Below are 22979 nucleotides of genomic sequence, written 5' to 3'. Positions count from 1 at the left end.
AACAGGTTTAGTCGGAGACGCCCGACAACAACCGCCGCATGCTGCTAATAGCCTGCCGCGTGCGGTGCTCGTTTTCAATCAGGGCAAAGCGCACGTATTCGTCGCCGTAGGAGCCGAAGCCCAGACCAGGCGAAACGGCCACGTGGGCCTCCTGCAACAGCAGCTTGGAAAATTCCACGGAACCCATCTTGCGGAAGGGTTCGGGAATGTGCGCCCACACAAACATGGTCGCCTTGGGCGAAGGCGTTTCCCAGCCGATGCGGTTCAGGCCTTCGATGAGGCGGTCGCGCCGTTCCTGATACACGTCGCGGATCTGGTGCACGCAGTCTTCAGGGCCGTTGAGGGCCACGGTGGAGGCAATCTGGATGGGCTGGAACATGCCGTAATCCAGGTAGCTCTTGATGCGCGCAAGGGCGTGGATAAGATCCTTGTTGCCCACGGCAAAACCCACGCGCCAGCCGGGCATGGAATAGCTCTTGGACAGGGAGTAGAATTCCACGCCCACATCCTTGGCGCCCTTGGCCTGCAAAAAGCTGGGGGCCTTGTATCCGTCAAAAACCAGATCGGCGTAAGCCAGATCATGCACAACCCAGATGTGGTTTTCCTTGGCGAAATCCACAATCTTCTGGAAGAATTCCAGATCCGTCACTTCGGTGGTGGGGTTGTGCGGATAGCAGATGAAAAGCACCTTGGGCTTGGGCCAGGCCTGACGCATGGCGGCCTCAAGGTCTTCAAAAAAATTGCGGCCAGGGCCGATGGGCACGCTGCGCACGTCCGCGCCTGCAATGATGGGCGCGTACTTGTGGATGGGATAGGTCGGGTCGGGGGCGAGCACCACGTCGCCAGGCTCAAGAATAGCCAGCGAAAGGTGGGCCAGACCTTCCTTGGAACCCAGGGTCACGATGGCTTCGCTGTCAGGGTCGAGCTGCACGCCGTAGTGGCGCGCATAGCGATCACAGATGGCTTTGCGCAGGTTCGGAATACCGCGCGAAAGCGAGTAGCGGTGGTTCACCGGCTTCTGTGCTGCCTCAACAAGCTTGTCGACGATGGGTGCGGGCGTTGCGATGTCCGGATTGCCCATGCTGAAGTCCACGATGTCGATATTCTGCCGACGCAGCCGCATTTTGAGGTCTCCCACCACCGCAAAAACATAGGGGGGGAGGCGGCGAATCCGCGAAAACTCTTCCATGTCTGATAGCTCCTAAGTTGATCGACATGCAGTCTGTCCCATGCGCTCGCAACAGGTCACGCCCGCACCATGCAGGCATGGACTCCACCCTGCCGCGCAGCCCCACAGGAAGCCCGTGCGTTTACCGGGCGCTCACAAGTCGCCGGAAACGATTTTGTCAAGCCGTAGCATAGCCAGCCGCGCGCCTGTTTGTAAAGCATTGCGGGCCGCCGAACCCCTTGATGGGGCATGTTTTTTATATGGTTTACGGCGGAATGCCGCCAACTGCGCTTTGCCTTCCGCGCATAGTTGTGTATCCTTGATAAATATCTTGAATCCTGCGGAGGCAAACCATGGAAGATCATATTCGCTTTGACAGGCAAAATCTTGCGCTGCACCTGCTTGACCAGCGCTTGCTGCCAGAGCAGGAAACCGAAGTGATCTGCCGCAATACAGACGACATTGTATCGGCTTTACAAACCATGGTTGTGCGCGGGGCTCCGGCCATTGGCGTCACTGCGGCCTGGGGCTGCGCCCTTGCGCTGAACGAAACCAGCGGCCCCGGCTGGGCCACCCAGCTTGAAGAACTGCTTGACCGCATCGCCAATGCCCGGCCCACAGCCGTAAACCTGCGTTGGGCCGTTGAACGCATGCGCAAATGCTGGTGGAAGGTCATCAACAGCGGAAGCGGCGACCGCGCCCCCCTGCTCGCGGCCTTTCTTGACGAGGCCGCCAGAATGCAGGCCGAAGATGTGGAAGCATGCAAGACTCTGGGGCGCTTTGGCGCGGATTGCCTGAAAGACGGCGACACCGTGCTCACCCACTGCAATGCTGGCGCTCTGGCCACTGCGGGCTATGGCACGGCGCTTGGGGTTATTCGCGGCGCTGTGGAGCAGGGCAAACGCATCAAGGTTATTGCCGATGAAACGCGGCCCTTTCTCCAGGGCGCGCGCCTCACGGCCTGGGAACTGCACAAGGACAATGTCCCCGTTACTGTTGCCTGCGACAATGCCTGCGCGCTGCTCATGAGCAAGGGGCTCGTGCAGTCTGTGGTGGTGGGGGCCGACCGCATTGCCGCCAACGGCGACGCGGCCAACAAGATCGGCACCTATGGCGTTGCCCTGCTGGCAAAGCACTTCAATATTCCCTTCTACGTGGCTGCCCCGCTCTCCACCATTGACCCCACAACATCCGACGGCAGCGGTATTCCCATTGAGCAGCGCCCGGAACGCGAGGTCACTCACGTGGGCGATACGCGCCTGACACCCGCAGATGTGCCCGTGTACAATTTTGCTTTTGATGTAACCCCCGCAGAGCTTATCACCGGCATCATCACCGAAAAGGGGGTGTTGCAGCCGCCCTACGGGCTTGCAATCTGGGCAGCCCTCAACGAGGCCAGTGCCGCGCCCGAAGCAGAAGACGCCGGGATTAAGGAGAGTTAGGGGTTCAGCATGAAAGAGCTTGTACTTGTCATAGGCCCGGCGCTGCCGGATGCGGCGCGCGCGCTGTGCACGGCCCCAGGATACAGCCCCAGCGGCAAGGCCGAAACAGAGTCCGGCCAGGCCCTGCCTGAACGGATTGTTGCGCACTGGGACGGATGGGAAGCGCCCAGTGGTGAAATTTCGCTGTCTGCGCGCCTGCGTGATGAACTGACGACCATCCGCGCCGAGCATATGGCCTGGGCGCACGATTTGGGACGCATGCGCGTTGGCGGACGCGAGGTGCAGCAGCATCTGCGCTGCGGCGAAAAACTCTCCATGTGGTGGTGTTCGCTGCTGTACGAACGCCATCCCAAGATGACGCCCGGCCTCTACACGGTTTACAAGCTACGCGCCCTTGAGCGCCTCATGGACGAGGGCGGATTTGCCTCCCTGCGCGTTTTTGGAGGGGATGAAGACCTGCGCGCCGCGCTTGCGCGCCTGTGCACCTCAGGGCACAGGCTGTTTGCAGAAAGCAGCGAAGCTCCGGTTCCGCTTAAGCCAGCCCGCAGTCTGCTGCGCAAGGTTTATGACGCAACACCTCCCCCCTTGCGCGCTCTGGCCCGCTACGCCCACTGGTGGTGGACTGTACGCCGCCACCTGCCGCCAGTTTCAGCCAAAAAACCTTTGCAGCCCGCTCAGGGGCAGGCTGCCACCATCGCCACCTACTTTCCCAATGTGGACATGAAGGCTGCGGAAAATGGCCGCTACCGTTCCCGCTACTGGGAGAACCTGCATGATGCGCTGAATGCGACCGCCGAAGTGGAGGCGCAAGAACAGGGGAACACCCGAAAGGATGCCCAGACCGCCGGGCACTTTTTGCGCTGGCTTTTCATCCGCTTTCCCGCGCCCCAGCTCAATCTGGCCCAGTGTATTGCCCTGCGCGACCGCTTTCGCCGTGAAGGCAGGGACGGCGCGAGCTTTCACTACCTTGAAGAATTTCTGACCACAGGCGACCTCGTCGCCGCCCTGTTCCGCTACGCGCGCATCTGCCTTGCCAGCCTGCGGCTGGAAAAAGAAGCCCGAGCGGCCTTTCGTTTTGCAGGCTCAAAGCTTGATTTCTGGACCTACCTCGGCCCCTACTGGGCGGAATCGTTCCGGGGCTGGCGTTGCCTTGAACGCTGCCTGCAACACCGGGCATTCAAACGATATGCCGCTATGGCTGGCCCGCAGCGCTGGACGCTCTTTCCGCTGGAGAACTGCCCGTGGGAGCGCATGCTCACCCAGACCATGCACGAGGCGGATAACGGCCCTGTCATCGGCGCGCAGCACTCCACCATCCGGCCCACAGACTTTCGCTATTTTGACGACCCGCGCACCTTTACGGGAGAGATGGCAGAATTCCAGCCCGACATGGTGCGGGGCAACGGGCGATCCGCTTGCTCGCAGTGGCGCGAGGCAGGCGTGCCCGCCGAGCGCCTGGGCGAAGTGGAAGCCCTGCGTTACCTCTATCTGGCGACCAATGACGCGCAAAATGCCAGTGCTGCGAGCCATGATTCCACGCCTGCTCCCAGGCGTCTGCTGGCTGTAACCAGCTTTTTTGCAGACGAAACCGAGGCGCATCTGGCCCTGCTGGCCCGTTCGCTGCATGCAGGCCTGCTTGACGGCTGGGAAATCCGCGTAAAGCCGCACCCCTACCTGCCGGTTCAGGAAAGATTGAAGGCCTTGCTGGGCCGCCGTGCGCAGGATGTGCAGGTGGTAGACGGCCCCATTGCCGACCAGCTTGCTCCCGGCGTGGTGGTCTGGGCCTCCAATTCCACCACCGTTGCGCTTGAAGCCGCCATCAAGGGCTTGCCCGTGATGGCCATGCTGCCCACAGACGACTTTGACCTCTGCCCCCTGCAAGATGTACCCAGCCTGCCGCGCACCGGCAGCGTGGACGATGTGGCCCGCGCGCTGCAAGCTGCAGCACCTCTGCACCTTCCACCCGAATATCTTGACCTGAACGTCGATCTTCCCAAATGGGAAACACTGCTGCATCTGAGAGGAAAACCATGAGTACGCATGACAGAGTGGCCGCCCTGGTGCGCCACTACTATTGGGACAGGGATCTCAACTGCGCCCGCACAACCCTGCGTTGTCTGGAAACTGTTCTCAAAGAACCGCTGCACCCACAGGTATACACTGCCACAGTGGGTTGCCATGGCGCAGGCGGTACTGGCGGGCAGTGCGGCCTTGTGGAGGGCGGTTTGCTGCTCATCGGCCTGCGCGGCGCGGAACTGGGCAAGGAAGAATCAGAAATCGTTGATCTGTGCGCGCAATTTGCCGCCCAGTTTACGGAACGCTTCGGCAGCCTCTCCTGCAAGGATTTGCGGCCCGGCGGCATCCACCCCAATGATCCTCCGCACCTGTGTGAATCCGTTTCGGTGGACGCCATATGTTTTTTGCATGACTTTCTTGACGAAATGACACATTCCGCCGAGCCAAACCGCAGAAAACCTGGATTTGAAGCTGATACGGCAAAATAGGGTTCCAATTCCACCATTTGACAACAATGCCCGGAGCGAATAGGTTCCGCGCAGATGGCCCTTTGCGGCCATGCACTTTTTATGCGTCTGCCTTCTGGCAGGCGCTCACCCTCAACTTTATGGAAGGAGCATCCCACATGTCGTCCGACAGTTGCCACAGTTCCCCTTCGGAACCTGACAGTTTACGTCGCACCACTCTTTCCACGCCATTCCGTTCCCGTAGCTGAAAATCTTCCTGCGGGTAACGCGTTGCGCGTGCTCCCAGGAGGATTTTATGGTTCTGCGCTCTTTTCTGCCGCACGGCCTTGTTGTGCCGTTTGCCCGTATTTTTGGCCGCAAAGGCCCCGCCGCCGCACATTCCGTCAGCACTGAGCTGGTTCGGCAGGCTGCAACCCGCCTGCTTGATGCCGCCCGCGTTGAGCCGGACGAAGCCCTGCAGACGTTCAACTCTTCGCCCGATGGGCTTACCCGCCATCAGGTGCATGAGATGCGCCAACAGTACGGGGCCAATATCCTTGCCGCCAAGGGCCGGGACAGCCTGCCCAAACGCCTGTTCACCTCGTTTATCAATCCCTTCAGCATTGTGCTCCTTCTGCTGGCCTGCATTTCTTTCTTTACCGACTATCTGCTGGCAGATGCCGGAGAAAAAGACCTCACCGCCGTTATTATTGTGACGGTCATGGTCTGCATCAGCGGCGTGCTGCATTTCGTGCAGGAGGCCCGCTCCGGCAATGCTGTGTCCCGCCTTGAATCGCTGGTCAAAACCACCATTGAAGTGGTACGTGAGGGCGAAGGCAAGGAGCTGCCCATCAATTCGCTGGTGGTGGGCGACGTGGTGCGCCTGGCCGCAGGCGACATGATCCCCGCCGACATGCGTATTCTGCGGGCCAAGGATCTTTTTGTCAGCCAGTCTTCCCTCACAGGCGAGAGCGAACCGGTGGAAAAGTTCCCCCATGCCCTGCCCGCCGACACCGCCGCCTCGCCCCTTGATTGCGACAATCTGGCCTTCATGGGCAGCAACGTTGTCAGCGGCGCGGCCTACGGCCTTGTGCTGGCTGTGGGCGGAGCGTCGCTTTTCGGCTCTCTGGCGCGCCAGATTGCTGCCACCACCACGCCTACCAGCTTTGACAAAGGCGTGAATTCCGTTTCCTGGCTGCTTTTGCGGTTCATGATCTGCATGGCCCCGGTGGTGCTTTTTATCAACGGCTTCACAAAGGGCGACTGGGTGGAGGCCGCCTTGTTTGCCCTTTCCGTCGCCGTGGGCCTTACGCCCGAAATGCTGCCCACCGTGGTATCCGCCAATCTTGTGCGCGGAGCCGTGTTTATGGCCCGCAAAAAGGTGATTGCCCGCCGCCTCAACGCCATCCAGAACCTTGGGGCCATGGACGTGCTGTGTACCGACAAGACGGGCACCCTCACGCAGGACAGGATTGTGCTTGAGTATTCGCTCGACATTCACGGCACGGAAGACGCCCGTGTGCTGCGCCATGCCTTTTTGAACAGCTGGTTTCAGACCGGCCTCAAAAACCTGCTGGACGCCGCCATCGTCAACCACGCCGATGAACTGAGCATGCAACCCCTGCGCAAGGAATACAGCCTTGTGGACGAAATGCCCTTTGATTTCAGCCGCCGTCGCATGAGCGTGGTGGTGGCAGACACCACGGGCAAAACCCAGATCATCACCAAGGGCGCGCTGGAAGAAATGCTCACCGTGTGCGCTTATGCCGAATATCACGGGCAGGTAGAGCCGCTTACACCCGAACTCCAGGCCGAAATACTGGAGCGTGTGCGCCGTTACAACAACGACGGCATGCGTGTGGTGGGCGTAGCGCACAAAACCATGTCCGCGCCGGGCGGCGTTTTCTCTGTGGCAGACGAAAAAGATATGGTGCTGTTGGGCTATCTGGCCTTTCTTGATCCGCCCAAGGATTCGGCGTCAAAGGCGCTGGCCGCGCTCAATGAGCACGGCGTGCGCGTAAAGGTGCTGACAGGCGACAACGACGCCGTTACCCGCAGCGTATGCCGTCAGGTGGGGCTGCCGGGCAAAAACATTCTGCTGGGCGCAGAAATAGAAGGGATGGACGATGCGGCCCTGAAAACCGCCGTTGAAGAAACCGACATTTTCGCCAAGCTCAGCCCGCGCCAAAAAGCCCGTATTGTGACCTGCCTGCGCGGCAACGGCCATGTGGTGGGCTTTATGGGCGACGGCATCAACGATGCCCCGGCCATGAAGAACGCCGATGTGGGTATTTCCGTTGATTCCGCTGTGGATGTGGCCCGGGAATCCGCAGGCGTCATCCTGCTTGAGAAAGACCTCACCGTACTTGAGGCCGGGGTGATGGAAGGACGCCGCACCTATGCGAATATAATTAAATACATCAAGATTACGGTTAGTTCCAACTTTGGCAACATGTTTTCCGTGCTGGCGGCCAGCGTGTTTCTGCCGTTCTTGCCCATGACACCGCTACAGATTCTGGTGCTCAACCTGCTCTATGATGTCTCTTGCACGGCCATGCCCTGGGACAATGTGGATGAGGAGTTTTTGCGCAAGCCCCGCAACTGGAACACGGACAGCATCCGGCGATTCATGTTCTGGCTCGGGCCTACCAGCTCGATCTTTGACCTCACAACCTACGCCCTGCTGTTCTGGGTGATCTGCCCTGCCGTGGTGCCCATGCCCGCAGGCGGCTGGCAAGCCATGAGCAGCGCAGATCAGGCGAGCTTTGCCGCCCTGTTTCAGGCGGGCTGGTTTGTGGAGTCGCTGTGGACGCAGACTATGGTCATCCACATGCTGCGCACCCCTGGCATTCCCCTGCTGCACAGCCGCGCCGCGTGGCAGGTGACCCTGCTCACGGGCCTTGGCGTTGCTGTGGGCACGGCCATTCCCTTTACCGTTCTGGGTCAGGGGCTGGACATGGGCGCACTGCCAGCCATCTACTTCCCCTGGCTGGCTGCGGTGCTCGTGGGTTATCTGGCCCTGGCCACCCTGGTAAAGCAGGCCTTCATGCGCCGTTACAACACATGGCTATAAAAGAATTGCGGTCAGGGGGCTGGCTTTCAACCTCCTGACCGCAGCACGAAAAGAAACAGTCATTTGTTCCCGGCAAGGCTGCCTTAAGCAGCCAGCAGGCAAAAGAGCTGTTTAGCGTTTGCTGTCAAAAAAATCCTTCTGATCTCCCACCCCGTACAAAAACGCACCCCGGTGGTCGGCAGTGTCGCCAGCATATACGGCCTCAGCCCTGGCTCCCCCTGCGGTGATGGTGTAGCCCACGGCAAGGGTGGACACGTAGGGCGGCATGACCTCATCCACCTTGCCGTAATAGTAGCGGCAAGGCGTTGCCGAGCGCCACATGAAGGCCTGATTGTCGCGCAATCTGCGAAAAAATGTGTCCATGCCCGCCGAGGATTGGGCCATGACTTCCTCTTGCACCAGGTCGGCAATCTTGGCGGGTATCTGCGGCTGCAGCTCTTCCCAACTGATTTTGTTTTCGTAAAAATCGCGGCAGGCAGCCTGATACTCGGGCTTGATGATGGTTTGCGGCAGGCCGGGCATGTCGTAATAGTAGGCGTAGGAATGGGTAAACAGAATAACGCTGCCCGCGAGCCACGTGGCGTCAAGCACTGAGGGGTTGTTTATCCAGCGGGTCAGCAACAGATACAGATCGGCTGGTGTAGCAGCCGTTGCCGCCGCCTTGACTGGCAAGTTCAGGGATTCGAGCCGATGGCGGAATTGCTGGGTGCTCCAGCTGCCCTGCGACCAACCGCTGAGATAGAGGCCATCCTCTTCAATACCCAGATCAGCCAGCACCGCACGGGCGGCAAAAAGCATATCCATGCAGGCCTGCACTGTTGACTCGCGCACCATGTAGCTGTCCGGCTCGATGGAATCCCCCTTGCCGATGTAGTCCGCGCCTATCACCACATAGCCGTTCCCCGCCAGCCGCGCGGCTACAATGCGCGTTTCATCCGACTCCTCAGGGCGAGAGGGCACCGCCGTACGGGTAAATACCGTGCCGTGCTGATATGAGACCACGGGCAGTTTCTTTTGCGTGATTTGCGGCACTGCCACAAGGCCGGAAGCCATTGTGGGCCGATTGCCCTGTTCCGGAATCATGGTTGTGTACAGCACCTTGTACAGGCTCACGCCATTGGCGGCCTCCGAATACTGCATTTTGAAATTGCTGAATGCCGCCACTTCTGACGTAAGAATTTTATTCAGCCGTTCAACGCTGTAGTCGCCGATGTGCGTATAGCGCACACCTGAGGCCACATCCTTGTAATCTGCCGCGTTGGCAGTTACCGCCAGCAGCATGAACAAAAGAGCAATGATTGTGGTCTGCCGCATGGAGCCTCCGGGTTTGCTGGTGTTTTTTCCACACTACTGATGCTCTATTCTTTTGCAAGCCTCTGTGAACAGACCTGTGCTGATTTGAAAAAACAGATGAAAAGAGGCCCTGCCATGCGGCAAGGCCCCCCCGGACACTGATACAAAAAGACCAAGCGGCTAATGCCCGGATTTCAAACTGCTGATAAGCCCACGCAATACCTGTGCCTGCTGGGCCATGTCGGAAACCGCCCCGGCAGAATGCTGCATGGCGGAACTGGTCTCAAGCGAGATGCGGTTCACGTCTTCAATGGAGCGGTTGATCTCCTCACTGGTGGAGGACTGTTCTTCCGCAGCGGTGGCGATGGATTGCACCTGCTGCGCTGTGGCGTCCACCAGTTGCACAATTTCATGCAGGGCCTCGCCCGAAGTGCCCGCGAGTGTGGTGGCGGTATCAATCATATTCACAACCTGCTCCACGTTGCCCACGTTTTTGCGGGTGCCGTTCTGGATATCGCGGATGGCATCGCCCACTTCCTTGGTGGCGGTCATGGTTTTTTCCGCCAGTTTGCGCACTTCATCGGCAACTACGGCAAAGCCGCGCCCGGCCTCGCCTGCGCGCGCCGCTTCAATGGCCGCATTGAGGGCCAGCAGGTTGGTCTGGTCGGCAATGTCCGAAATAACACCCAAAATCTGCCCCGTACTCTCGGCCTGCTTGCCGAGCGTGGTCATTTCCGATTTCAGCTCCACGGCGCTGGTCTGGATAAGGCTGATATCCTTTACCACACTGGCCACCACATCCGCGCCGCTTTCAGCCTTGCTCTTGGCTGCCTTGGCGGATTCCGCCGCCTGCCCGGCATTGCGTGCCACTTCAAGCACGGTGGCGTTCATTTCTTCCATGGCAGTGGCTGTTTCGCCCACGCGCACGGTCTGGCTTTCAGCGCCACGGCTGGCCTGTTCCACCTGGGCCGAAAGTTCTTCCGAAGCAGTGGTTACTGCCTCCACAACGCCCTCAAGTTCGGTGGCGGCATGCAGCATGCCGTCGGCCTTGGCCTGCTCGGCGGCCATGCGGGCGGCTTCGGCCTCTTTTGTTGCACGGGCGGCACGCTCTGATTCTTCCTGCGCCAGACGGCTTTTTCCGTCAGCCTCGGCTATCTTGTCTTTAAGGCTGCCCACCATACTGCGCAGGCTGTCCGCCAGATGACCAATTTCATTGCGCCGCACCAGCGTCAGGCTGCGGTCAAGCTCGCCCCCCGCCACTGACCGGGCATAGGATTCCAGCTCTTGCAGCGGCTTGACGATAATTTTTTCAAGGGCCAGCAGGGTAATACCCACAAGTAGCAGGATTGCGGCAAAGCCAGCGCAAACCATGATGTTGCGCTGGTTATTGGCCGAGGCTTCGATCTCCGCGCGATCCATGGTGATGACGACCTTCCAGTTCCAGCCCGGAACCGACGCCCACGCAAGCATTTTTTCCACGCCGCCACGGGTGAAGGATTCCACGCCCGTCGGAGTGGAAAGAATTTTGGCGATGCCTTCTTCCTTGGAAACATCCTTGAGTACGCGCTCGCTGTCGGGGTGCCCGACCATGACGCCTGTGGGTGCGACAATAAACGGATAGCCCGTTTTGCCCAGATGGATGTCGTTAATGTAGTTCTCCATCAGACCGTCAATGGCATAGGCCATGCCCACGCCGCCAATGACCCTGCCGCTGTCGTCCACTATGGCATCGGCAACGCCCACAATGGCCTTGCCCGTGATCGAGCTCTTTGACGGTGTGTCGCTCAGGCCGGGCTTGCCCTTGAAGGTTTCGCGAATGTACTCGCGATGGGCAAAATTTTTGAGGCTGCCTTCCTTGCCGTGAACACGGTTGATCAGCTGGGTGCCTTCCGTGTCAAACAGAAAGAAAGAGTTTACTTCGTCTGCCGAGCGCGACATGGCAGAAAGGAAACCTGCGGCCTCGCCATTATCATGCCGGTTACGCAAATATTCCTTGAGGGCTGGTTGCAGTACCGCTCCGTGGAGCACCATCTGCTGCTGCTCGCCAAAGTCACCCAGCGACTTGGCAATGGTGCCAGCCAGAAGGCGCATCTGATCAACGCTTGACGTCAGGCTGGCCTCATAGCTGTAGCGGGCGACCACGACAATCAGGGCTGACTGCACCGCAAAAACCACCCCGCCCACAAGAAGCATCATTGCCATTCTGATGCTGCGTACCGACATAAACTAGCCTCCTCACTGCAAAACAGACCATTTCAATTCAGGCTGTCCACTGCGATCTTGCTAAAAACATCAAATAGAAGGCGGGTGCAATATACATTCCAATATATCAAGATATTTAATCTTGCTATTATCAACTGAGATAACTAACAATTCATTACTATCTGAATTTTGATTTCTTCACGCCACGTTCCCTTAGGTCTACATTTTTTAACACTGATATTAAAATAATTAACAGTAACACCTGCACGTGCGCCTTGTGCCGGCGCCAAAACGAGGATGAAAAAAGCGGCCCCCACGTGAGCAGGAGCCGCTTGCAGTCAGACATCAAGCCTAATTTAAAAATACTTCAGCTACAAATCCAGCATAGCAAGGCATACCAGCCGTTGTTTCTCGTCATCCTTGTCTAGTTTCCGGATTTCATACTGCTGATAAGTCCTCGCAGTACTTGGGCTTGCTGGGCCATGTCGGAAACGGCCCCGGCAGAATGCTTCATGGCGGCGCTGGTTTCGAGCGAGATGCGGTTCACGTCCTCAATGGAGCGGTTGATCTCCTCACTGGTGGAGGACTGTTCTTCCGCAGCGGTGGCGATGGACTGCACCTGCTGTGCGGTGGCGTCCACCAGTTGCACAATTTCATTCAAGGCTTCGCCCGAGGTACTCGCAAGCGTGGTGGCGGTGTCAATCATGCCCACAACCTGATCTACATTGCCCACGTTTTTGCGGGTGCCGCTCTGGATATCGCGGATGGCGTCGCCCACTTCCTTGGTGGCGGTCATGGTTTTTTCCGCCAGTTTGCGCACTTCATCTGCAACCACGGCAAATCCGCGCCCGGCTTCGCCTGCGCGCGCAGCTTCAATGGCGGCATTGAGGGCCAGCAAATTTGTCTGGTCGGCAATGTCCGAAATAACGCCCAGGATCTGCCCCGTGCTCTCGGCCTGCTTGCCGAGCGTGGTCATTTCCGTTTTCAGTTCCACTGCGCTGGTCTGGATGCGGCTGATGTCCTTTACCACGCGGGCTACCACATCGGCACCGCTTTCTGCCTTGTTCTTGGCGGTTTTGGCGGAATCCGCCGCCTGCCCGGCATTGCGTGCAACTTCAAGCACGGTGGCGTTCATTTCTTCCATGGCAGTGGCTGTTTCGCCCACGCGCGCAGTCTGGCTTGCAGCGCCACGGCTGGCCTGTTCCACCTGGGCCGAAAGTTCTTCCGAAGCCGTGGTTACGGCTTCCACAACGCCTTCAAGCTCGGTGGCGGCATGGAGCATGCCATCGGCCTTGGCCTGTTCAGCGGCCATGCGGGCAGCTTCGGCCTCTTTTGTTGCGCTGGCTGCGCGTTCAGATTCTTCCCGCGCCAGCCGACTTTTTTCATCGGCTTCGGCTATCTTGGCCTTGAGGCTGCCTACCATGCTGCGCAGACTGTCTGCCAACTTACCAATTTCATTGCGCAGGTTGATTGTCAGGGAAGATTCAAGATTGCCCTCAGCAACGTCAGAAGCAAAAGCCTGCAACTGCCGCAAGGGACGCACAACCACCTTGTCCAGCGCGAACAGACAAATGCCCACCAGGGACAAAATAGTAATAAAGCCCAGCACCAGCATGACGTTGCGCTGTTCATGGGCCGGGGCCTCTATTTCATCGCGGGCCATTGTCACGCCCACACGCCAGTTCCAGTTGGGGGCCACATCCCATGCAATCATGCGCTTTTCGCCTTCGCGCACAAATTCCACACCTTTGCCGGATTCAGCCTTGACCATGTCGCTGACGCCCGGCTCGTTTGCCATATTTTTGAGTATATAATCACTGTTTACATGGCTGATGACAACGCCTTGTGGGGAAACAACAATGACGCGGCCGGTGTTGCCGATACTGATGGCTTTGAGATTATTTGTCAGGCTGTCAATGTCATACGACATACCCACGCCACCCACGACCTTGCCTTTATCGTCAAGGATGGGGGCGGTCACGCTGACAATGAGCTTGCCCGTGGCGATACTTTTTGTAGGTGCGGAGCTGAAGCCCGGCTTGTTGGCCAGGGCTGCCTTGATGTATTCGCGGTCGGCAAGGTCGCTGAGCTTGCCGGGCTTCCCTTGCGCGTAGGTGATGAGCTGCTTTCCGGTGGTATCAAACAGGTAAATGGTATTGATTTCAGGCGCGGCTTTGGACATGGCAGCAAGAAAAACTTCCGCACCTTTCTTGTCTTCGCCCGTAAGCAAAAATTCACACAGTCGCGGCGGTTTGGAAACACCGTTTATGAACATGCTGAGCTGGGTTCCAAAATCGCCCAGAGATTTGCTTACCGTATCTGCGGTGAGGTCCATTTCGTGAGTGCTTGCCTTAAGGTTCGCCTCATCCCCCATGCGCGTTACGACAACAACCAGAGCCGACTGCACCGCCAGTACCACGACGCTGATGACCAGCAACATGGCAGTTCTGATACTGCGTGAAAACATAAAAGTTTCCTTTACGTAATAAAACTAGTCACCTGTGCACCTTGATTCATAGCACTTCATATGCGGCATTCCCCCATTTCTGAATGTCGATAATTCTCCATGAGGTCACGCCAAGACAGGCCGCAGCAAAGCTGTTATCGCATAATGCCATCGGCTCTACGTTCCCTGCGCGGGAGCAGGTCGTGCCGCACAGCAAAAAATAAGCGGCAGCGCAACAGACCTGCGCTGCCGCTTCTATGATTATCGGCTTTTGTAATATAAACTTTACTTTTTTTGTAAAGAAAGTCGTCCGGCCACAGCATCCGCCCCCATGCGGGCGAATTCGGCCACTTCACGCCCCTGACGAGCGCTTTCGGGCAAGAGCAGTTCCGGCTTGTTAGCCAGGCTTTTGTCCGGCGTCACTCCATATTCCGGCGGGAAGGAGTCGTTGAAATACATGTCCTGAAAACCAGCAAACTTGAGCGCATGGGCTGTGGCGTCAAGCACGGCATGCTCCTTGTCGCTGATCAGGCCAAGGGCTTTGGCGTTCATAAGGCCCGCGAGGCACTCACCGCCCTGGGTGCAGGCAATGTGGCCGTGACGGTTGGCCACGATCATGGCGTCCATGATCTGCTGTTCGGTCACGCGCACCACCTGGAAGGCCCCCTCGCCACCCTTTTCGATAAACATCTCCGCCAGCTTGCGCACACGCGGGAAGGAAACGGGATTGCCGATCATGGCGGCCTGCGCCACGCTGGGCGTGACGGTTACGGGCTGCCAGTGGCGGGCATCCTTGGGCGCATCGTAATACCGCCACACCGGATCGGCATGCTCGGACTGCACGCCGAACACGCGGGGCAGCGAGGAAATGATGCCAAGCTCCAGCATTTTCAAAAAGCCGCACATGATGGCCGTGATGTTGCCCGCATTGCCGATGGGCACAAAGAGGCACAGATCGGTCATGTCCCAGCCGTACCACTGAGCTGTTTCATACGCGTAGGATTCCTGCCCGAGGATGCGCCAGCTGTTCTTGGAATTGAGCAGGGCCACGCGGTAATTTTCTGCCAGCAGCTCGACCACCTTCATGCAGTCGTCAAACACGCCGGGCAGTTCAAGCACAGTTGCGCCGCTGCCCAAGGGCTGCGAAAGCTGCTGGGGCGTCACCTTGCCGTGGGGCAGAAGCACCACGCTCTTGAGGGGCGCGCCCACATACGAGGCGTAGAGGGCCGCCGCCGCCGAGGTGTCGCCAGTGGAGGCGCACACGGTCAGCACTTCGTCCCACTTGTTGCGGCGGCACAGCCACTTGAGGTAGCTGAACGCGCAGGCCATGCCGCGATCCTTGAAGGACGCGCTGGGATTCTGGCCATCGTTCTTGTAGGCAAAGGGCACGCCCACGCGGTCGCGCAGGGCCGGGGCCGCTTCAATAATCGGCGTGATGCCTTCGCCCAGATACACGATATCGTCCTCGTCCAGCAGAGGAGCAAGCAGCTCGTAAAAACGGAATATTCCCCGAAGCGCAGTGCTGCGGCTGGCGGAGCGTGCGTCAAAAAGCTCGCGCCACTCTGCGCCGCTGCGTTCTTTCAGTTTGTCGAAATCCAGGTTTTCCAACAGAAACACGCCGCCGCACTGCGGGCAGGTGTACAGCAGGCTGTCGCCGGGATGACGCGCGCCGCAGTCAAGACAAACATACTCCATGCGGCCGCGATAGGCCGGAAAATCCGCATGCGCCATGAGAGAAACTCCTTGATAATGGCATCAGGAAGGGGCTTTGCAATCCCCATCCTCACCCCCGGTCTGCAAAAACATTTTGCGGCCAGGAGCGCTTGTGGCTGTGACAATGGCGGCACAGGAGACCGCAGCATTGCCGAAATCTGCGGGAAAGCCAGACTATCCCTTATCTTCCTGCTTTTCAGCGTGCTTGCCCTTGAGCCAGCTTTTTTCGGTGCCTGCGCGCAAGCGCGCGATATTTTCCTTGTGTTTCCAGACCACCACAGCCAGCACGCACAGGGAAAGAGGCAGCCACATCCACTGGCCTGTAACCGCCAGAGCCACAACCAGCGCCGCAACGAGGCTCAGTGACCCAAGCGAAACAAAGCCGCTGCGCCAGATGATCAGGCAGCACAGGGCAGAAGCTGCCAGCAATTGCCAGAAAGCCAGGGGCATGAACACGCCAATGCTGGTGGCAACAGCCTTGCCGCCCTTGAACTTCATGAAGCAGGAAAACACATGCCCAAGCACGCAGGCCAAACCCACTATGCTGACAAATACGGGCGAGGGGTTAATGCGGAACGCCAGCCACACCGGCAGCGCGCCCTTGCAGACGTCGCACGCAAGGGTTGCCACACCCCAGCCAAAGCCGCACAGGCGCGCCACATTGGTGGCCCCTGTGTTGCGGCTGCCGCTTTCGCGCGGGTCCAGATGGCAAAAGGTCTTGGCTATAACAAGACCCCACGGCACAGAGCCAAGCACATAGGCCAGCGCAATCCACAATACTTCCAGCATATAATTCTCCGCTGCAAGCCTCTGAAAATACGGGCAGATATGCCCGCAAACCCCAAAAGTCTTCTTAAAAACACAATCTTACATGGCAGCGCAAATACCTGTTGGCGCGCATGCCAAGCTGGGACGCCGCCCGACGGAAGCGAAAGGCAGATCTAGCCTGCCGTAACAGCTTCCAGAATCATGATTTCATTATACAGGGGCTGCACCTTGCCGATGCGCACATCCACGGCAAGGCCGGGGTGCGAACGCTCGTCAAAGAGCCGCCTTTTACCGCGCACAAACATACCCTGATCGGGCAGGCTCACGGTAATAAAAGCATCGTTTTCTTCAGTGATGACGCCGTTCCACCAGACCTTGTCGCCCTTCTGGCGGAAGAAAAGCAGCTTCCAGTAGCGTGGACGGAAGCGTTGCACCTGCCCCGCCGCGTCCAGTGCGGGCGAAAGCACGTTGAGCAGGTCAGTCAGCTCGGCTTCTGTCCAGCGCGGCGCGCCAGTGCGGAAAAAATGCACCAACTGTTCTTCGTTGACAAGATCGGGATAACGCCTGAGCGGCGAGGTCACAGGAGTGTAACGCGCAAGCCCGAGAGCCGCGTGGGGCCGGGCCTGCACCTCGAGGCCGGAGGGCGTGAGCGCGCGCATGATGCGCGTCATGTCCTGCGGTGTTGTCCAGATGCCCGCGTATTCCCTGGGCAGGGCTACATCCTGCACGCGGTGCAGCATGGCGACGCCCTTGTCCGCAGCCCACTGGGCCACTGCGGCGCTGGCAAGGATCATCATTTCCGCCACCAGCATCTGCGCGTCCGAGGCCTGATAATCCTGCCCCACTTCCACCCGCACGTCTGCCCCTTCGCCCTCAAGGCGAATGACAGGGTCGGGCCTGTCCATAATTACCGCGCCGTCCGCAATGCGGGCAGTTTGCCGCTGCCGGGCAAGCTCAAGGCCCAGGCGCAGCTGTTCAGCATAGGGCGTAGCCGCATTCTGCGGCAGGGGTTCGCCGGCGGCCTGCGCGTCAAGCACGGCCTGGCTGTCCACATAGGTCAGGTTGGCTGCAAGGCTGGTCTGCACAACCGAAATCTCGCACTCGCCAAGGGTGCCGTCCGCCGCCACATGCACAAGCACGCTCAGCGCGGGGCGCGTCTGGCCCGCCAGCAGCGAATAGGCGTCCGTGCCAAGCACTTCGGGCAGCATGTGACAGTCGCCTTCCGGCAGATAGATGCTGGTGCCCCGGTGCAGCACCATCTTGTCGAGCGGCCCGCCAAAATTCCAGAACAGCGAGGGGCAAGCCAACATGAGGGTCAGCGCCCAGCCGTCGCCCTCCGCCTCCACATGAAAGGCATCGTCCACGTCGCGCGTGGTTGCGCTGTCTATGCTGATGCAGGGCAGATCGCAAACATCAAGGCTACCTTGTTGCCCGTTTTGGGCAAGGGCAGCCAGAGGATCGCGCCCTGCGGCGGCAAGGGCTTCGACCTCATCGGCGCAGGCCTGCCACCATGTGTCGCCCGAGGCATAGCCCGCGCGGTCAAGCCAGAAATTATAATGCGGCGGCACCTTGCCCCAGGCCACCAGCAGTTGCAGGGGCAGATGCGGCACATCAGGCATGCCCTTGCTCAGGGTGCGCCAGATGTTTTCCCATTCCTGACTTTCAGGATCAATCATTCGGGAAAAAAGAACTTCTTCCAGCCGCTCGGCCACTTCCTGCGGGGGCCATTCGCCAAGGGCTGCACCCTCACGCGGGGGCTGGGGCAGCTCGCGCTTGCGGCAGGCAACATCCCACAAAAGGCGCAGAAAGGCGGCTCCGCCTGCAATGAGCGATTCGCGCTCAAGGCGAGTTTTCTCCTCGGCCATGCGTTTTTCAACCATATCGGCTGAAAAAACCTGAAAATCCGGAGGCTGAAAACGGAAATGACTTTTGCAGGCCAGCAGGGCGCGGCCATAGGCAGCCACATGGTCGGTGGTGGGATCGCTTTCAAAAAGCTCGGCAAACCAGCTTGCCGGGGCTACTTCCACCTCGCCCTGAGCGAGTTCCCACACGTCCATGACGGGGATCTGGGCGGCCATGTCCTCGCGGTTCTTCCTGTGCGTTTCAAGCACGCGCACCGCGTCTTCCCGCCCCATATCCGCCCCGTGCATGGGCCCTATCCAGGGCAGCAGGCGCGAAGAATTGAGCCGGGTTTCCCTTCTGTTGGGCAACAGCAGCCGGAGCCTGCCCCCGACCTCTTCAGTGACCAGGGCAATCTGCACGGCATTGCCTTCCATATATTCCACCACGCAACCCGGCGCCGGGTAGCGCACACAATCAGACATGCCCGCTCCTTCAGAAAAAGCGCGTCCGCTCTCCCATAGACCGTCGCGCTTGCAGCCAAAGACATTCCTTTATTTTTGGTCTTCTGGCAAGTGCCGCCGGGGGCGCAGCACCAGGCATACTGGACGCAAGGGCTGTAAACCGCTATATTAGCGGCTTACGGCAACAATTTTTACCACGCGCATAGCGCGAGCAGGGCGGACACCCAATGAGCAACATTATTCACCAAACTGGAGGCAGCCGTACCCTGGTCATGCAGGAGCCGGAAAAACCGCAGCTCTACCGTGAGCTTTTCCCTTACACCAGCGTTTGCCGCACCTCGTTTGACGAGGTTCTGCTGTCCCCCCGACCGGCAGATCAGATGCGCATTACCGACACGACCTTTCGCGACGGTCAGCAGGCCCGCCCACCCTATACGGTCAAGCAAGTGGCAAAGATGTTCGATTTTCTGCACCGACTCGGCGGAAAAACCGGACTCATCACGGCTTCGGAATTTTTTCTGTACTCGGCCAAAGACCGCAAATGCATTGATGTATGCCGCGCCAGAGGCTACCGTTTTCCACGCGTAACCGCCTGGATACGCGCCACCAAGGACGACCTCAAGCTCGCGCGCGACATGGAATTTGACGAAACCGGCATGCTCACTAGCGTGTCGGACTACCATATTTTTCTCAAGCTGGGCAAAACCCGCCAGCAGGCCATGGACATGTACGTGAGCATGGCCGAGCAGGCGCTGGAATGGGGCATCATCCCCCGCTGTCACTTTGAAGACGTGACCAGAGCCGATATTTACGGTTTCTGCCTGCCCCTGGCCCAGCGGCTCATGGAACTTTCGCGCGAGAGCGGCATGCCGGTCAAAATCCGCCTGTGCGACACCATGGGCTACGGCGTGCCCTACCCCGGCGCGGCGCTGCCCCGCTCGGTACAGCGCATTGTGCGCTGCTTTACGGACGAGGCCGGCGTTCCCGGTCAGTGGCTTGAATGGCACGGGCACAACGACTTCCACAAGGTGCTGGTCAACGGAGTTACCGCATGGCTCTATGGCTGCGGCGCGGTCAACGGCACGCTGTTCGGCTTTGGCGAGCGCACGGGCAACACCCCGCTGGAAGCCCTGCTGGTGGAATACATCTCGCTTACGGGCGACGATGCCGCCGCAGACACCACAATTCTGAGCGAAGTTGCCGAATTCTTTGAAAAAGAACTGAACTACCGCATTCCCCACAACTATCCCTTTGTGGGCCGCGACTTCAACGCCACCAGCGCGGGCGTGCACGCCGACGGCCTGGCCAAGAACGAAGAGATCTACAACATTTTCGACACCAAGCATCTGCTTGGCCGCCCGGTGCCCATCATCATTACCGACAAAACGGGCCGCGCAGGCGTTGCCTACTGGATCAACGCCAACCTTAATCTGCCCAACGACCAGCAGGTCTCCAAAAAGCATCCTGCCGTGGGCCAGATATACGATGCCATCATGGCCGTGTACGAAGAAACGGGCCGCACCACCAGCTTCTCGCACGAAGAAATGGAAGCCCTTGTGCAGCGCTTTATGCCCGAACTCTTCGCCTCCGAATACGACCACATGAAGCAACTGGCTGGCGAACTTTCGGCCAACATCATCATCCGCCTTGCCCGCAGCAAGGATCTGCTGGACTTCAGCAAGCACGCCTGCGGACGGTTGGACGAATTTGTGCGCGAATACCCCTTCATCCAGTACTGCTACCTCACCGACGATCAGGGCAAGCTGCGCTGCTCGGCCATCACCGACCCTGTGTACCGGGAAACCTACGAGGCGCTGCCCATCGGCTACGATTTCTCGGAGCGCGAATGGTTCAAGATGCCCATGAAAACCGGCGACCTGCACATCATGGATGTGTACCAGTCGCACTTTACAAGCAAGCTCATCATCACCGTTTCATGCGCGGTGACGGATGACAAGGACAACATCGTGGGCGTCATTGGTGTGGATATCCAGCTTGAACTGCTCCTGAAACGCGCGCGTGCGCTCCAGCAGGAAGTGGCGGCAGCTGACGACAGCGACAACGACTAAGGTAAGGAAATTCCATGAACAAGAGAATCTACTGGATCGAAGGCGACGGCATTGGCCCCGAAATCTGGAAGGCCGCGCGCCCTGTCATTGAAGCTGCCCTTGCTGCCGAGAATACCGGCATCAATCTGGAGTGGACAGAGCTGCTGGCGGGCGACAAGGCCGTGAAAGAAACCGGCTCTCCCCTGCCGGAAGAAACCATGCAGACCCTGCGCAGCGCAGAGCTTGCCATGAAGGGCCCCCTCGGCACCCCCGTGGGCACGGGCATCCGCAGTCTCAACGTGGCCCTGCGCCAGGGGCTTGATCTCTACGCCTGCATCCGCCCGGTACGTCATTTTGAAGGGCTTGAAACGCCCGTCAAACACCCCGAGCGCGTCAACATGGTCATTTTCCGCGAAAATACCGAAGACGTTTACGCCGGTGTGGAATTTGCCGCCGGGACTCCTGAGGCCCGCAAGCTTATTACCTTCCTGCGCGAAGAACTGGGCGTGAACAAGGTGGGCGATGCCGCCGCCGTGGGCATAAAGCCCATGACCGAGGCTGGCTCCAAGCGTCTGGTGCGCCGCGCCCTGCGCTTTGCCCTTGACCAGAAGCAGCAGAGCCTCACCCTTGTGCACAAGGGCAATATCATGAAGTTCACCGAAGGCGCCTTCCGCCAATGGGGCTACGATGTGGCCGCGCAGGAATTCGGCGACCTGACCTGCACGGAAAAAGAACCCGTGGCAGGCAAGCTGGTGGTCAAAGACCGCATTGCCGACGCCATGTTCCAGGAGGCCCTGCTGCGCCCCGAGCAGTACCAGATTCTCGCCACGCCCAACCTCAACGGCGACTACATCTCTGACGCGCTGGCGGCGCAGGTGGGTGGCCTTGGGCTGGCCCCCGGCGTCAACATGTCGGACACCCTGGCCTTTTACGAAGCCACCCACGGCACTGCCCCTACAATTGCGGGCAAGGACAAGGCCAACCCCGGCAGCGTCATTTTGTGCGGCGCGCTGATGCTTGAACACATCGGCGTGCCCAAGGCCGCCGAGCGCATCCGCAATGCCGTGAGCAAGGCCATTGCTGCCAAGGCCGTGACCGAAGACCTCGCCGCTCAGGTGCCCGGTTCGCGCACCGTGGGCTGCGTGGAATTCGGCGACATCATCGGCGCGAATCTGTAGCATGCGCAGCGCTGGCCCCGACACCCTGCCCGCAGCGGCATTGGGTGTGGCGTGGCTGCCGCTGATATGTCTTTAAGAGCAAGAGGAGAAAAGGAGTGTTTTTACGGCGCGGCCCGGCGGTCAACCGACTGCAGGGCGCAACCGCAAGGCGCTCCTTTTCTCCCATCCGCTCTGGCCTGAATGAAGGACTGCACCATGATCTCGCTTGACAATCTGCTGCTCTTTGTACCCATGGCCGCCATTCTGGTAATGTTGCCGGGGCCGGATTTTGCACTCATTGCCAAAATTTCACTCATGGATGGTCGTCCACAGGGGCAGGCCGCCGCAGTGGGCGTGGCCCTTGGCATCTGCGTACACACCTCCGCCGCCATGCTGGGCATTTCGGCCATCATCGCACAGTCCGTGTTGTGGTTCAGCATCCTCAAATACGTAGGTGCGGCCTATCTGGTGTGGCTGGGCATTCAGGCCATACGCGCCGGGCAACGTGCTGGCCAGCCTGTAAGCGCTGCGGTGGTCAAAACCGCTCAGGAGCCGAATCCCGCCCGGTCTGTGCAGCGTCTGACGTTGCGCCAATGGCTGCACTTCTTCGGGCAGGGCTTTCTGACCAATGCGCTGAATCCCAAGGCTGTGCTGATTTTTCTGACTTTCCTCCCCCAGTTCATGGATCCCCACGCACCGCTTGCCCCGCAGTTTCTCTCCCTGGGCAGCATCATGTCTGGCCTGTGTCTGTTCTGGTATGTGCCGCTGGCCTATATGCTGGGCCGCGTCCGGCACATCTTTGAGAACAGCCGCTTCCAGAAGTGGATGCAGCGCTGCACTGGCCTTGTGTTCATTGCCTTTGGCCTCAAACTGGCCACGGCGCAAGCTCGCTAACCCGCGTCGC

The 22979-nt window shown here is 59.2% G+C and carries 14 protein-coding genes; 7 read left to right on the top strand and 7 right to left on the bottom strand.

The annotated features are described in order from the left end of the window. Nucleotides 1-7: 7 nt before the first annotated feature. Entirely contained in the window at nucleotides 8-1189 is a 1182-nt protein-coding gene (locus ACUZ79_RS02560; protein WP_192113495.1) for an aminotransferase class I/II-fold pyridoxal phosphate-dependent enzyme, read from the bottom strand. 332 nt (nucleotides 1190-1521) lie between these two features. Here ACUZ79_RS02560 and mtnA point away from each other — a divergent pair, with 332 nt between their 5' ends. From mtnA to mgtA, 4 genes are all read left to right on the top strand, one after another. After that, nucleotides 1522-2610 carry an S-methyl-5-thioribose-1-phosphate isomerase gene (gene mtnA, locus ACUZ79_RS02555; protein ID WP_449250628.1) on the top strand — a complete coding sequence of 363 codons (1089 nt, stop codon included), beginning with the start codon at nucleotides 1522-1524 and terminating at the stop codon, nucleotides 2608-2610. 9 nt (nucleotides 2611-2619) lie between these two features. Next, a complete protein-coding gene (locus ACUZ79_RS02550; RefSeq protein ID WP_449250627.1) occupies nucleotides 2620-4644 on the top strand; it encodes a TIGR04326 family surface carbohydrate biosynthesis protein in 2025 nt (674 codons plus the stop codon). Further along, on the top strand, nucleotides 4641-5114 hold the full coding sequence (locus tag ACUZ79_RS02545) for a C-GCAxxG-C-C family (seleno)protein (protein WP_449250626.1): 474 nt from the start codon (nucleotides 4641-4643) through the stop codon (nucleotides 5112-5114). Before ACUZ79_RS02550 ends, ACUZ79_RS02545 begins: the two co-directional genes overlap by 4 nt. Before the next feature lie 274 nt (nucleotides 5115-5388). Next, entirely contained in the window at nucleotides 5389-8145 is a 2757-nt protein-coding gene (mgtA, locus tag ACUZ79_RS02540) for a magnesium-translocating P-type ATPase (protein WP_449250625.1), read from the top strand. A gap of 111 nt (nucleotides 8146-8256) precedes the next feature. On the opposite strand, the gene ACUZ79_RS02535 is transcribed toward mgtA, so the two are convergent. The 6 genes from ACUZ79_RS02535 to ACUZ79_RS02510 form a co-directional block, all read right to left on the bottom strand. After that, nucleotides 8257-9459 carry an alpha/beta hydrolase family protein gene (locus ACUZ79_RS02535; RefSeq protein ID WP_449250624.1) on the bottom strand — a complete coding sequence of 401 codons (1203 nt, stop codon included), beginning with the start codon at nucleotides 9457-9459 and terminating at the stop codon, nucleotides 8257-8259. A gap of 159 nt (nucleotides 9460-9618) precedes the next feature. Continuing rightward, complete coding sequence (locus tag ACUZ79_RS02530; RefSeq protein ID WP_449250623.1) at nucleotides 9619-11661, bottom strand: methyl-accepting chemotaxis protein; 2043 nt, start codon at nucleotides 11659-11661, stop codon at nucleotides 9619-9621. Nucleotides 11662-12064: 403 nt separating this feature from the next. Beyond that, nucleotides 12065-14107: a methyl-accepting chemotaxis protein gene (locus ACUZ79_RS02525; RefSeq protein WP_449250622.1), complete on the bottom strand. Its 2043-nt coding sequence runs from the start codon at nucleotides 14105-14107 to the stop codon at nucleotides 12065-12067. 264 nt (nucleotides 14108-14371) lie between these two features. Further along, on the bottom strand, nucleotides 14372-15817 hold the full coding sequence (gene thrC, locus ACUZ79_RS02520; RefSeq protein WP_240823443.1) for a threonine synthase: 1446 nt from the start codon (nucleotides 15815-15817) through the stop codon (nucleotides 14372-14374). Nucleotides 15818-15973: 156 nt separating this feature from the next. Further along, nucleotides 15974-16588 carry a glycerol-3-phosphate 1-O-acyltransferase PlsY gene (plsY, locus tag ACUZ79_RS02515; RefSeq protein ID WP_240823442.1) on the bottom strand — a complete coding sequence of 205 codons (615 nt, stop codon included), beginning with the start codon at nucleotides 16586-16588 and terminating at the stop codon, nucleotides 15974-15976. Between the two features lie 152 nt (nucleotides 16589-16740). Next, nucleotides 16741-18891: a ribonuclease catalytic domain-containing protein gene (locus ACUZ79_RS02510; RefSeq protein ID WP_449250621.1), complete on the bottom strand. Its 2151-nt coding sequence runs from the start codon at nucleotides 18889-18891 to the stop codon at nucleotides 16741-16743. 206 nt (nucleotides 18892-19097) lie between these two features. Here ACUZ79_RS02510 and ACUZ79_RS02505 point away from each other — a divergent pair, with 206 nt between their 5' ends. The 3 genes from ACUZ79_RS02505 (at nucleotide 19098) to ACUZ79_RS02495 (ending at nucleotide 22969) form a co-directional block, all read left to right on the top strand. Next, the gene (locus tag ACUZ79_RS02505) at nucleotides 19098-20939 is read left to right on the top strand and encodes a triose-phosphate isomerase (protein WP_240823440.1); all 1842 of its coding nucleotides are present in this window, start codon (nucleotides 19098-19100) and stop codon (nucleotides 20937-20939) included. Between the two features lie 14 nt (nucleotides 20940-20953). After that, nucleotides 20954-22096 carry an NADP-dependent isocitrate dehydrogenase gene (icd, locus tag ACUZ79_RS02500; RefSeq protein ID WP_449250620.1) on the top strand — a complete coding sequence of 381 codons (1143 nt, stop codon included), beginning with the start codon at nucleotides 20954-20956 and terminating at the stop codon, nucleotides 22094-22096. A gap of 195 nt (nucleotides 22097-22291) precedes the next feature. Next, nucleotides 22292-22969, top strand: coding sequence for a LysE family translocator (locus tag ACUZ79_RS02495; protein WP_449250619.1), 678 nt, complete (start codon nucleotides 22292-22294; stop codon nucleotides 22967-22969). Nucleotides 22970-22979 lie beyond the last annotated feature (10 nt).

This window comes from Desulfovibrio faecalis, assembly GCF_053570625.1.
This window is presented reverse-complemented; position numbering and strand designations above follow the sequence as displayed.

Coding starts and splice junctions, on each gene's coding strand:
- ACUZ79_RS02560 (WP_192113495.1), bottom strand. CDS start 1,189: ATGGAAGAGTTTTCGCGGATTCGCCGCCTCCCCCCCTATGTTTTTGCG.
- mtnA (WP_449250628.1), top strand. CDS start 1,522: ATGGAAGATCATATTCGCTTTGACAGGCAAAATCTTGCGCTGCACCTG.
- ACUZ79_RS02550 (WP_449250627.1), top strand. CDS start 2,620: ATGAAAGAGCTTGTACTTGTCATAGGCCCGGCGCTGCCGGATGCGGCG.
- ACUZ79_RS02545 (WP_449250626.1), top strand. CDS start 4,641: ATGAGTACGCATGACAGAGTGGCCGCCCTGGTGCGCCACTACTATTGG.
- mgtA (WP_449250625.1), top strand. CDS start 5,389: ATGGTTCTGCGCTCTTTTCTGCCGCACGGCCTTGTTGTGCCGTTTGCC.
- ACUZ79_RS02535 (WP_449250624.1), bottom strand. CDS start 9,459: ATGCGGCAGACCACAATCATTGCTCTTTTGTTCATGCTGCTGGCGGTA.
- ACUZ79_RS02530 (WP_449250623.1), bottom strand. CDS start 11,661: ATGTCGGTACGCAGCATCAGAATGGCAATGATGCTTCTTGTGGGCGGG.
- ACUZ79_RS02525 (WP_449250622.1), bottom strand. CDS start 14,107: ATGTTTTCACGCAGTATCAGAACTGCCATGTTGCTGGTCATCAGCGTC.
- thrC (WP_240823443.1), bottom strand. CDS start 15,817: ATGGCGCATGCGGATTTTCCGGCCTATCGCGGCCGCATGGAGTATGTT.
- plsY (WP_240823442.1), bottom strand. CDS start 16,588: ATGCTGGAAGTATTGTGGATTGCGCTGGCCTATGTGCTTGGCTCTGTG.
- ACUZ79_RS02510 (WP_449250621.1), bottom strand. CDS start 18,891: ATGTCTGATTGTGTGCGCTACCCGGCGCCGGGTTGCGTGGTGGAATAT.
- ACUZ79_RS02505 (WP_240823440.1), top strand. CDS start 19,098: ATGAGCAACATTATTCACCAAACTGGAGGCAGCCGTACCCTGGTCATG.
- icd (WP_449250620.1), top strand. CDS start 20,954: ATGAACAAGAGAATCTACTGGATCGAAGGCGACGGCATTGGCCCCGAA.
- ACUZ79_RS02495 (WP_449250619.1), top strand. CDS start 22,292: ATGATCTCGCTTGACAATCTGCTGCTCTTTGTACCCATGGCCGCCATT.